At 64.8% G+C, this 11,573-nt stretch carries 7 protein-coding genes; 6 read left to right on the top strand and 1 reads right to left on the bottom strand.

What is annotated here, in order from left to right:
* Positions 1–279 precede the first annotated feature (279 nt).
* The 5 genes from P6U30_RS30880 (at position 280) to P6U30_RS30860 (ending at position 8,284) form a co-directional block, all read left to right on the top strand.
* Positions 280–2,940 (top strand): M1 family aminopeptidase, encoded by a 2,661-nt coding sequence (locus P6U30_RS30880; protein WP_407166538.1) that lies wholly within the window; start codon positions 280–282, stop codon positions 2,938–2,940.
* Between the two features lie 78 nt (positions 2,941–3,018).
* Entirely contained in the window at positions 3,019–4,671 is a 1,653-nt protein-coding gene (locus P6U30_RS30875) for an acetolactate synthase large subunit (RefSeq protein ID WP_407166537.1), read from the top strand.
* A 126-nt stretch (positions 4,672–4,797) separates the two neighbouring features.
* Positions 4,798–6,438, top strand: a complete 1,641-nt coding sequence (gene pgm / locus P6U30_RS30870; RefSeq protein ID WP_407166536.1) for a phosphoglucomutase (alpha-D-glucose-1,6-bisphosphate-dependent) — start codon at positions 4,798–4,800, stop codon at positions 6,436–6,438.
* Positions 6,439–6,459: 21 nt separating this feature from the next.
* On the top strand, positions 6,460–7,416 hold the full coding sequence (locus P6U30_RS30865; protein WP_407166535.1) for an NAD-dependent epimerase/dehydratase family protein: 957 nt from the start codon (positions 6,460–6,462) through the stop codon (positions 7,414–7,416).
* Positions 7,409–8,284 carry a dihydrodipicolinate synthase family protein gene (locus P6U30_RS30860; protein WP_407166534.1) on the top strand — a complete coding sequence of 292 codons (876 nt, stop codon included), beginning with the start codon at positions 7,409–7,411 and terminating at the stop codon, positions 8,282–8,284. The genes P6U30_RS30865 and P6U30_RS30860 overlap by 8 nt, the downstream gene beginning before the upstream one ends.
* A gap of 37 nt (positions 8,285–8,321) precedes the next feature.
* Here the strand turns inward: P6U30_RS30860 and ftsH are convergent, their stop codons facing one another.
* Positions 8,322–10,163, bottom strand: a complete 1,842-nt coding sequence (ftsH, locus tag P6U30_RS30855) for an ATP-dependent zinc metalloprotease FtsH (protein WP_407166533.1) — start codon at positions 10,161–10,163, stop codon at positions 8,322–8,324.
* Between the two features lie 243 nt (positions 10,164–10,406).
* On the opposite strand from ftsH, the gene P6U30_RS30850 reads away from it, so the two are divergent.
* Entirely contained in the window at positions 10,407–11,495 is a 1,089-nt protein-coding gene (locus tag P6U30_RS30850; RefSeq protein WP_407166532.1) for a S1C family serine protease, read from the top strand.
* Positions 11,496–11,573 lie beyond the last annotated feature (78 nt).

Below are 11,573 nucleotides of genomic sequence, written 5' to 3'. Positions count from 1 at the left end.
CGGGTTTGTGTCGGTCTGATGATGGTGCCGGACCGATGTCGAGGAAAAGCCTCGGTCGCATCGCCGGTTGCAGCAGGAGGTGCTTGGGCAAGTTAACCTCTCATCCTGCTGTCGGGCAACAAGCGCGCAGCCGGCCGCGCGCGATTGCAATCGTGCGGCAAAGCCGAGGTCGCGGAGTTGTCAATTTCGTGGTGACATCTTCTCCTCTAAATTCCCCGTTACGCCCCTCCGAAAACGACGCCTGAACAGCTTCCCGAGATCTTGTCGAGCCGCCGCGCAATGAACAATTTTGCATGTCATCGTCGATGGGCGTCTCTGCGCTGCCTCGCTGCGGCGGTTGTTCTGCTGTCGGCGGCCGCAGCCGCGCAGGCCGAGCAGACATTTTCCTTTGACAACACGCCGGGCAAGTTGCCGAAGACGGTCGTTCCGGTGAACTATGCGATCGAGCTGACACCGGATTTTGAAAGTCTGGCGTTACCGGGCGTGGAGACCGTCGATATCGAGGTGCGCGAGCCGACCGCCCGGATAACGCTGAATACCATCAGCACGACATTCAGCGATGTCGCCGCTGATGACGGCACGCAGCGCGCCACGGTCACGACCGACGCCGCGGCGCAGACGGCGACGCTGACTTTCGCCCAGCCGCTGGCGGCGGGCCGACACACGCTGCGTATCGCTTTCACCGCGCAGATCAACAAGTTCGGCAGCGGCCTGTTCTCGGTCGATTACCCGACCCGGACCGGCATGAAGCGGCTGATCTCGAGCAAGCTCGAGCCGGCCGATGCACGGCGAATCTTTCCGTGCTGGGATGAGCCGGCGTTCAAGGCAACCTTTGCGCTGAGCGTCGTGATTCCGCGCAATCTGCTGGCGGTCGGCAACATGCCGGTGGCCGGCGAAGCGCAGGTCTCCGACAATCTCAAGCGCGTGACCTTCGCGCCGACCCCGAGGATGTCGAGCTATCTCTTTGTGCTCACCGTGGGCGATCTGGAGCGCGTCACGGCGGACGCCGGCGGCGTCACGGTTGGCGTGGTGACGACACAAGGCAAGACCGAGCAGGGGCGGTTCGCGCTCGCCAGCGCGGTCAAGCTGCTCGCCTACTATAATGACTATTTCGGGGTGAAGTATCCGCTGCCCAAGCTCGATTTGATCGCTGTGCCCGGTGGGTTCGGCGGCGCTATGGAGAATTGGGGCGGTATTGCTTTCTTCGAGAGCCGGCTGCTGTTCGATCCCGCGACCAATGCGGAGCCTGCGCGGCGTGGCATCTTCGCCATCATCGCGCATGAAATGGCGCATATGTGGTTCGGCGATCTCGTCACCATGGCCTGGTGGGACAACCTCTGGCTCAATGAAGGGTTCGCGAGCTGGATGGCGACCAAGGCCTCGGAGCAATTCTACCCGCAATGGCAGAACTGGCTCAACGGCTACGGCGCCAAGCAGTTCGCGATGACGCTCGATGCGCGCCGCACCTCCCATCCGATCCAGCAGCCGATCGCCGATCACAGCGAGGCGGTCACGGCTTTCGACGCGATCACCTATAACAAGGGCCAAGCATTGATCCGGATGCTGGAGAACTATCTCGGCGCGCAAGCCTTCCGCGACGGCATTCGCAAATACATGGTTGCGCATGCCTATGGCAACAGCACGACCGCTGATCTCTGGCAGGCGCTGGAGAGCGCCGCCGGCAAAAAGATTACGGGTGTGGCGGCGTCATTCACCGAACAAGACGGCGTGCCGCTGGTGGTGGCCGAGACGGTCTGCGATGGCACGTCGCAGCGCCTGACGCTGCGGCAGGAGCGGTTCGTGACTGCGCCGGCCGACGTGGCGCCCCTGCCGCAGCACAATTGGCAGATTCCGGTCGCCGTCGGTCCCGTGCACGGCAAGCCTCTTGCGGACGTCCTGCTGCAGGGCCGTGCCGATATTCCGGCGGGCAATTGCGGCGATCCGATCAAGGTCAATCTCGGCGATATCGGCTACTACAGGGTCGAATACGGCCCGAAGAACCGCGCGGCGCTGCTGAACGCGTTCGCGCAGATGCCGGTCGAGGACCGGCTCAACATCGTCACCGATAGCTGGGCGCTGGTGCAGGCCGGACGCGCCGATCCGTCATCCTATCTCGCGCTGCTCGATGCGCTCGACATCGGCGATCATCGCGCCGTGTGGGACCAGGTGATCTCGTCGTTTGCGATGCTCGATCGCCTGGCGCGAGATCGCGACGAGCGGCCGGTCATCCAGGCCTATGCGCGCGCCAAGCTGCGTCCGGTGTTCGACCGGCTCGGATGGGAAGGCGGCCCGGCCGACGACGACACCGCGCTGTTGCGCGCCAGCCTGATCCGCACGCTCGGCGATTTCGGTGACAAAGAGATCCTCGCCGAGGCGGAGCGGCGGTTCGCGGCCTTCCTGGTGGATTCCGACGCGCTCCCCAACGCGCTGCGCGATCCCGTGAGCCATCTCGTCGGCATCACGGCGGAACGCTCGACTTACGATACGCTGCTCGCTCTGGCGCGCAAGAGCACCCTCACCAATGAGCGGCTGCGCTATTACTTCGCTGCCGCCAGCGCCCGTAACGCCGAGCTGGCGGAGGCGACTCTGGCGCTGACGTTAACCAGCGAGCTGCCCGACACGATCGTCCCGGGCGTGATCGGCGCGGTGGCATCCGCGGGCGAACGGCCGCAGCTCGCCTGGGATTTCGTCAAGAAGAATTTCGACGCGCTGCTGACCAGGCAGGGACCGAATTTCCGCGACCAGTTCGTGCCCAACTTGATGACCAACTTTACCGACGCAACCCACGCCGCCGAGCTCGCCGCCTTCGCACCGTCACAATCGACCGGTGGCGGCCGGCTGATGGTGGCGCGATCGCTCGAATCGATTGCGATCTCCGCTGATCTGCAGGCGCGGATGTTGCCGGTGATCGGTGCCTGGATCAAGGCGCACAAGCAGTGAGGCCGCGAGGGACTCCCCGACGCCGTGCGATGCCGCTATGCTCAGCCGGCCGCATGCAATCAAACGCGCGAGGCTAAGATGGTGAAAGGCTCCGATTTGCTGGTCGCCGCTCTTGAGAACGAGGGCGTGGAACGTGTGTTCGGTGTTCCCGGCGAGGAGAACCTTGATGTTGTCGAGAGCCTGCGTACGTCCTCGATCAAGCTGATCGTCACGCGCCACGAGCAGGCCGCGGCCTTCATGGCGGCGACCTATGGCCGGCTCACCGGAAAGCCCGGCGTCTGCATGACGACGCTCGGGCCGGGGGCGCTCAATCTCACCACCGGCGCTGCCTATGCGCTGCTCGGCGCGATGCCGATGGTGATGCTCACGGGCCAGAAGGGCATCATGAGCAGCCGCCAGGCCAAGTTCCAGATCGTCGATATCGTCAACACCTTCCGTCCGCTGACCAAACTGTCGCTGCAGATCGTCAGCACGGCAACCATCCCGACGCTGGTCCGTGACGCCTTCCGGATCGCGATGCAGGAGCGGCCGGGCCCGGTGCTGCTCGAATTGCCGGAGGATATCGCGGGCGAGGAAGCGGAGCCGGCGGCCATGGTGCCGCCGCATCCGATCGAAATTCCCATTGCCCATGCCGCGGCGCTCGACCGCGCCGCCGACATGATCCTGAAGGCGCAGCGTCCGCTGATCATGTTGGGTGCCGCGGCCTCGCGCCCGCGCAGCACGGCCAGCATCGGCGACTTCGTTCGCCGCACCAAGATTCCGTTCTTCACAACCCAAATGGGCAAGGGCACGGTGTCGGGCGGGACCAATCTCTACATGGGCACCGCCGCGCTGAGCGAGCGCGACTATGTGCATGAGGCGATCGACCGCGCCGATCTGATCATCGCGATCGGGCATGACACGATCGAGAAGCCGCCTTTCATCATGGGGCCCAAGGGACCGCAGGTGATCCATGTCAGCTACACGCCGGCGAATGTCGAGCAGGTCTATTTTCCGCAATGTGAAGTGATCGGCGATGTCGGCCCGAGCCTCGAGTTGCTGGCCGACCGGGTCGACGGACGGCTGCCGCACGCCAGCGCGCTGCATAGCCTGCGCGCGGGCATTCTGGCGAAGATCACGGACCGCGCGACCGAGGGCCGCTGGCCGCCGACGCCGCAGCGTATCGTGCACGATGTTCGCCAGGTCATTCCGGAGGACGGCATCGTCGCGCTCGACAACGGCATGTACAAAATCTGGTTCGCGCGCAATTACCGCACGCTGCTGGCGAACTCGCTGCTGCTCGACAATGCGCTCGCCACCATGGGCGCCGGCCTGCCGTCGGCGATGATGGCGGCGATGCTCTATCCGAAGACCCGGGTGCTCGCGGTCTGCGGCGATGGCGGCTTCATGATGAACTCGCAGGAGCTCGAGACCGCCGTGCGCCTCAAGCTCAATCTCGTGGTCCTGATCCTGGAAGATTCCGCCTACGGCATGATCCGCTGGAAGCAGGCGGTCGATCGTTTTCCCGATTTCGGCCTTACCTTCGGCAATCCGGATTTCGTCAGATATGCCGAGAGCTACGGCGCGAAGGGGTCGCGGATCGAAAGCACCGAGGCGATCATCCCGACACTGGAGCGGGCTTTCGCCGGCGGCGGCGTGCACCTCGTCGTGGTTCCCGTCGACTATTCCGAGAACGAGCGGGTGCTGGTCGACGAGCTTCGTGAGAAGGTGCAGCAGATCGATGTGTCGTAATGCCTCGCCGCGGCCCGCGAGGAACGAAATGCCCGCGGCTTGATTGGGAGTAAGCCATCATGATAGCACCCCGAGGCATCACTCATTTGCGCTGATGGGCTGGCGATAGCTGTTCTGAGAGGTCAAGTGACTGCACCACATCCTGCTGCCGGCAAACCCGTCGATCCTGCCTCGCTCGTCAACGTACCGCGGCTGGTCACGGCCTATTTCGCCGGCAAGCCAGATGCCAATGATCCGACCCAACGGGTGGCCTTCGGCACCTCGGGCCACCGCGGCTCGTCGCTGAAGAATTCCTTCAACGAGGACCACATTCTCGCCACCACGCAGGCGATCTGCGACTATCGGCGCGAGAAGGGGATGACCGGACCGCTGTTCATCGGCGTCGACACCCACGCGCTCGCCGAGCCGGCGCTTGTGAGCGCGGTCGAGGTGTTCGCCGCGAACGGCGTCGAGATTATGATCGATGCGCAGGGCGGCTACACGCCGACACCCGTGATCTCGCACGCGATCCTGAGCTACAACAAGGGGCGCAGCACGGCCCTTGCGGACGGCGTCGTCATCACACCATCGCACAACCCGCCGGAGGACGGCGGCTACAAATACAATCCGCCGCATGGCGGCCCGGCCGACACCGACGTCACCGGTGTGGTCGAGAGGAGCGCCAACCGCTACATCGAGGCCGGGCTCAAGGGTGTCGCGCGGATGCCGTATGATCGCGCGCGCAAGGCGGCGACCACCCATCTCCACGACTACGTTACGCCTTACGTCACCGATCTCGGCAACACCGTCGATCTCGCGCTGATCAAGTCGGCCGGCGTGAAGATCGGCATCGATCCGCTCGGCGGCGCCGCGGTGCATTACTGGCAGCCGATCATCGCGCGTTACGGGATCAACGCGACGGTCGTCAACAATGCAGTCGATCCGACCTTCCGCTTCATGACCGCGGATTGGGACGGCAAGATCCGGATGGACTGCTCGTCGCCCTACGCGATGGCGAGCCTGATCGGGATGCGCGACAAGTTCGACGTCGCCTTTGCCAACGACACCGATGCCGATCGGCACGGCATCGTGACCCGCTCGAACGGGCTGATGAACCCGAACCATTTCCTGGCCACCGCGATCGCCTATCTGTTCGCGCACCGGCCGCAGTGGAGCAAGGACGCCGCGATCGGCAAGACCATCGTGTCGAGCTCGATCATCGATCGCGTCGCCAAGAAGCTGAATCGCAAGCTGGTCGAGACGCCGGTCGGCTTCAAATGGTTCGTCGAAGGGCTCGGCAGCGGCGCGTTCGGCTTTGCCGGTGAGGAGAGTGCCGGCGCCTCGTTCCTCAAGCGCGACGGCTCGGTCTGGACCACGGACAAGGACGGCATCATTCTCGGTTTGCTGGCCGCGGAAATCATCGCCAAGACCGGCCGCGATCCGGGCGAATTGTTCAACGAGCTCACCGCCGAGCTCGGCATTCCCTACTACGAACGCATCGACGTCGCGGCGACGCCGAAGCAGAAGAACGCGCTGAAGGCACTTGGGCCCGAGCAGCTCAACATGACGCAACTCGCCGGGGATGCCGTGCGTGCGGTCCGGACCAAGGCCCCCGGCAACGATCAGCCGTTCGGCGGCATCAAGGTCGAAAGCGAGTCAGGGTGGTTTGCCGCACGCCCGTCCGGCACCGAGGATGTCTACAAGATCTATGCCGAAAGCTTCAGGGGGACCGATCACCTCAAGCAGATCCAGAGCGACGCGCAGGCCGCGATCGCCAAGGCGTTTTGAGACCGAGCCGGGGCTGATGTCATGCGGGTGCTGTTGACGGGCTCTTCCGGCTGGCTCGGGCGCTTTCTCGCGCCGAAGCTCCGGCAGGCCGGCCATAGCGTGGTCGGCGTTGACGTGGTCTCGGGCGAGGCAACCGATATCGTCGGCTCGATTGCCGAGCGATCCGTGGTCGACCGGGCGTTCGCCGATCACGGCATCGAGGCGGTGATCCACGGCGGCGCCCTGCACAAGCCGGACATCGAGCGGTTCTCGCGGCAGGCCTTCGTAGATGTCAACGTGACCGGCACGCTCAATCTGTTGCAGGCCGCAGTCGCCGCAGGCCATGATCGCTTCGTCTTCACCTCCACGACATCGCTGATGATCTCTCAGGCGATCCGCGATGGCGAGGGCAACGCCGCGGTATGGCTCGACGAGAACGCAGGTCCGCTCGAGCCGCGCAATATCTACGGCATCACGAAGCTCGCTGCCGAGGGGCTGTGCCGGCTGTTCAGCCGCGAGCACGGGCTGAATTGCGCCGTGCTGCGCACCAGCCGCTTCTTCCCCGAAGAGGACGACACGATCCGCGACATCCATGGCGAGAACCTGAAGGCGACCGAGCTGCTGTACCGCCGCCTGACGGTAGAGGATGCCGCCGACGCCCATGTGGTGGCGCTGGACAAGATCAGCGGATTCGAGGTCTTTGTGATCAGCGCACCGACGCCGTTTTCGCGCGACGATGTCGCGGCGCTGAGGTCGGATGCGGCAAGCGTGATCGCGCGCTATTTCCCGGATGCGCCGAGGCTGTTTGCCAAGCGCGGCTGGCACCTGCCGACATCGATCGGCCGGATCTACGATGCCGGCAAGGCTGAACGCCTGCTCGGCTTCCGCGCCGTGACCGACTTTGCGGCGGTGCTGGGCGCCCTGCGCGAGGGCGCGCCGCTTCCCTTCGCACACGATCCCGACTATGTCTCGCCATCAACGAGGCTCGCAAATGGCTGATTTCCACGGCGTCTTTCCCTATCTGGTGTCTCCGGTCGATCCAGCAGGCCATGTCCGTACCGAGGTGCTTGGCCGGTTGTGCGACGACCTGATCAAGGCCGGCGTGCATGGGCTGACGCCGCTCGGCTCGACCGGCGAGTTCGCCTATCTCAACAATGCCCAGCGCATGCAGGTGGTGCAGACCACGATCGAGGCCGCGCAGGGCCGCGTGCCCGTGGTCGCAGGCGTCGCCTCGACCTCGACGGCGGATGCCGTGGCGCAGGCCAAGGCCTATCAGAAGCGCGGCGCCAACGGCATTCTGGCGATCCTGGAAGCGTATTTCCCGCTCAGCGACGCCCAGGTCGAAGCCTATTTCCGTGCCATTGCCGACGCCGTCGATATTCCCGTCGTGATCTACACCAACCCGAATTTCCAGCGCTCCGACCTCACGCTCGACGTCATCGCGCGCCTCGCGGCTCATCCGCGCATCGGCTACATCAAGGACGCCTCGACCAACACCGGGCGGCTGCTGTCGATCATGAACCGCTGTGGCGACAGCATCAAAGTGTTCTCGGCCTCCGCCCATATTCCGGCAGCAGTGATGTTGATCGGCGGCCATGGCTGGATGGCAGGGCCCGCGTGCATCATCCCGCGGCCGAGCGTCGAGCTCTACAATCTTTGCCGGCGCACTCGCTGGGACGAAGCGATGGCGTTGCAGAGAAAGCTGTGGCGCATCAACGAGGCGTTTGCCCGTTTCAATCTTGCCGCCTGCATCAAGGCCGGGCTCACGATCCAGGGCTATGACGTTGGCGGCCCCGTGCCGCCGCAGGCGGAGCTGTCCGACGAGCAGCGCAAGGTGGTCGAGGCGGCGTTGCGCGATTTGGGCTAAGGGCGGAAACGGCGGTGAGCGCCAGGCCGGCGTCGCTTTATACCGCTCTCAGACTTTCCTGCGGCGCGTCGCGGATCAAGCTCTCGAGATCGCTCCGTTCGAGCGTCTCCTTTTCCAGCAGCTTCTTTGCGGCGTTGTCGAGAATGGGACGACGCGCGGTCAAGATACTCTCGGCGCGCTGGAATGCGCGGTCAACGATCGCGCGCACCTCATCGTCAATCGCAGCAGCCGTGTCCTCCGCATAGTCACGCTCGCGCCCGGGATAGGGTCGATCGGCGCCGGCGAAGAGGTTGCCGGGCTCGCGGTCATAGGCGACGCCGCCGAGCTTTTCGGACATGCCGTAGCGCGTTACCATGCTGCGAGCGATGTCGGTCACACGGCTCAAGTCGTCCGCGGCGCCAGTGGAGAGATGATCGAACACGACCAACTCAGCGGCGCGGCCGCCGAGCAGTACCGCCATCTTGTTTTCGAGCTCCTCCTTGGTCATCAGGAAACGGTCTTCGATCGGACGCTGGATGGTGTAGCCGAGCGCGCCGACGCCGCGCGGGATGATCGAGACCTTGTGAACGGGGTCGACGCCAGGCAGCGACAGCGCGACCAGCGCATGGCCCATCTCGTGATAGGCGACGATCTCGCGTTCCTTGGGATTGAGCAGGCGGTTGCGCTTCTCGAGGCCCGCCACCATGCGCTCGACGGCGTGATTGAAGTCGGTCATGGCGACGGCCTCGGCGCCACGGCGGGTCGCCAGCAGCGCCGCCTCGTTGACGAGATTGGCAAGGTCGGCGCCGGTAAATCCCGGCGTCAGCGCCGCCACCGCCTCGGGATCGACGTCGGGAGCGATCCTGGCCTTCTTCATGTGCACCTCGAGAATTGCGACTCGTCCCTTCTTGTCGGGACGATCGACCAGCACCTGGCGATCGAAACGGCCGGCGCGCAGCAGCGCAGGGTCGAGGATTTCCGGCCGGTTGGTCGCGGCCAGGATGACAAGGCCCGTGCGCGAATCGAAGCCGTCGAGCTCGACCAGGAGCTGGTTCAGCGTCTGCTCCTTCTCGTCATGACCTCCGGCAAACGGGCCGATGCCGCGGGCGCGGCCGAGCGCGTCGAGCTCATCGATGAAGATGATCGCCGGCGCCTTCTCGTGCGCCTGCTGGAACAGGTCGCGCACCCGCGCCGCGCCCACGCCGACGAACATCTCGACGAATTCCGATCCGGAGATCGAGAAGAACGGCACGCGGGCTTCGCCGGCAACGGCCTTTGCGAGCAGGGTCTTGCCGGTGCCTGGCGGGCCGACCAGCAGCACGCCCTTCGGCATGCGCCCGCCGAGCCGGCCATAGTCCTTCGGGCTCTTCAGGAAATCGACCACCTCGCGCAACTCGTCCTTGGCCTCGTCGACGCCGGCGACGTCGCCGAAGGTCACGCCGGTATCGGATTCGACGTAGATCTTGGCTTTGCTCTTGCCGATCGCCATCAACCCGCCGCCCAGGCCTCCGCCGGCGGCGGCGCGCCGGCCGATGTACCACCAGATGCCGAAGAACAGCAGTACGGGCATCACCCATGACAGCAGGTCGCGCAAGAAGGTGCTCTCGATCTGACCGGTGAAGCGCACGTGATATTTGTCGAGCTCCTGGGCGACGTCCTGGTCGACCCGCGTGGTCACGAACTGCTTCTGGCCGCCCGGCAGCGGCTGTTTCAGCGTGCCTTGCACCGTGCGGTCGGAAATGCCGACGGAATCGACCTTCCCATCGCGGAGCAATTGCTGGTACTGGCTGTAGGGGATCACCGCAATCTTGTTCGCGGTCGAGACCATGTACTGGATCAGGAAAAGCGCGATAACCGCAGCGATGGCATAGCCAATATTGAACCGCGTCCGTTCGGTCATGCCAAAAGCTCCGATCAATATGCGGGACGTCTTCGACGTCGGATTGGGGCTATCCCGCAACAGGCCGCAGAGAGCCGCAACGCACCCAGGGAACAACGAAAGACCGGCGTCCCGGTTTCAATGGAGGCTTGGGCGACCAATCACACCGACGCGTGAAGGCCGGAAACTGCGGCATTTGTCCCGACTGCGCCGGGCAACTTCCGCCCGTCCGGCGCGTTGATCGACGCGAGAGGGCCAGGGTCCATGTATCGACGCCACATTGTAGTTCTTGCCGTCGTCGCAGCCGTTATACTGGTGTTCGCAGCCGGCAACATTCGTCAGGCTCCGTGGACCGGCGCCCCCGCGCGCGCAGTCACGGAGCGCGGCGCGCTATCGGAGGCCGAAAAGGCCAATGTCGACATCTTCGAGAAAGTCTCGCCGTCGGTCGTGCAGGTTGTGGCGCAGTCCACCCCCAATCCGCTCAGCGAGGAGCAGGAAGGCGGGGAGGCGTCCGGCACTGGCATTGTCTGGGACACTGAGGGCCACATCGTCACCAACAACCACGTGGTGCAGAACGCAAGTCAGGTCGCGATCCGATTTGCCTCCGGCGAGGCGGTGCGCGCGGAGATTGTCGGCACCGCGCCGAACTACGATCTGGCGGTGCTGCGGATCCGAAGCGCGCGTACGCTGCCGTCGCCGGTCGCAATCGGCAGCTCGGCCGATCTCAAGGTCGGGCAGTTTGCATTTGCAATCGGCAACCCCTTCGGGCTCGACCAATCGATGTCCAGCGGCATCATCAGCGCGCTGAAGCGCAGACTGCCGACCTCCAGCGGACGCGAGATCTCCAACGTGATCCAGACCGACACTGCGATCAATCCGGGCAATTCAGGCGGACCATTGCTTGACTCCGCCGGCCGGCTGATCGGCGTGACAACGGCGATCCTGTCGCCGTCGGGCTCGAATGCCGGCATCGGCTTTGCGATCCCTGTCGATATCGTGAACCGCGTGGTCCCCGAGCTGATTCGTAGCGGCCGCGTGCCGACCCCGGGGATCGGCATCGTGACCGCGAACGAGGCGGTGGCGACGCGCTTGGGCGCCGAGGGACTGATCGTCGTACGCACGACCCCGGGATCGCCGGCCGAGCGCGCCGGTCTCCGCGGGGTCAATCTCTCCACCGGCGAGCTTGGTGACGTGATCACTGCGATCGACGGCAAGCCGGTTCACCGGCTGTCCGACCTGAGCGATGCGATCGAGCAGGTCGGGGTCGGAAAGAACGTCCGCCTCAGCGTGAAACGCGATGGGGCAACGCGCGATGTCGAGGTCGCCGTCGTCGATATCGGTCGCATGCAATAATATTCTTCCTTGACTGGCGCCAAATCCCATCCGCTCGCGCGGCGCGGGACGGGCATCTGCCTTGATGCGCGCTCAGTT

The sequence above is a fragment of the Bradyrhizobium sp. ORS 111 genome (assembly GCF_045571485.1).
Lineage (GTDB): Bacteria > Pseudomonadota > Alphaproteobacteria > Rhizobiales > Xanthobacteraceae > Bradyrhizobium.
This window is presented reverse-complemented; position numbering and strand designations above follow the sequence as displayed.

Bases quoted from the DNA above. Each gene is read 5' to 3' on its own strand.
- P6U30_RS30850 (WP_407166532.1), top strand. From the start codon at position 10,407: ATGTATCGACGCCACATTGTAGTTCTTGCCGTCGTCGCAGCCGTTATA.
- P6U30_RS30880 (WP_407166538.1), top strand. From the start codon at position 280: ATGAACAATTTTGCATGTCATCGTCGATGGGCGTCTCTGCGCTGCCTC.
- P6U30_RS30860 (WP_407166534.1), top strand. From the start codon at position 7,409: ATGGCTGATTTCCACGGCGTCTTTCCCTATCTGGTGTCTCCGGTCGAT.
- ftsH (WP_407166533.1), bottom strand. From the start codon at position 10,163: ATGACCGAACGGACGCGGTTCAATATTGGCTATGCCATCGCTGCGGTT.
- P6U30_RS30875 (WP_407166537.1), top strand. From the start codon at position 3,019: ATGGTGAAAGGCTCCGATTTGCTGGTCGCCGCTCTTGAGAACGAGGGC.
- P6U30_RS30865 (WP_407166535.1), top strand. From the start codon at position 6,460: ATGCGGGTGCTGTTGACGGGCTCTTCCGGCTGGCTCGGGCGCTTTCTC.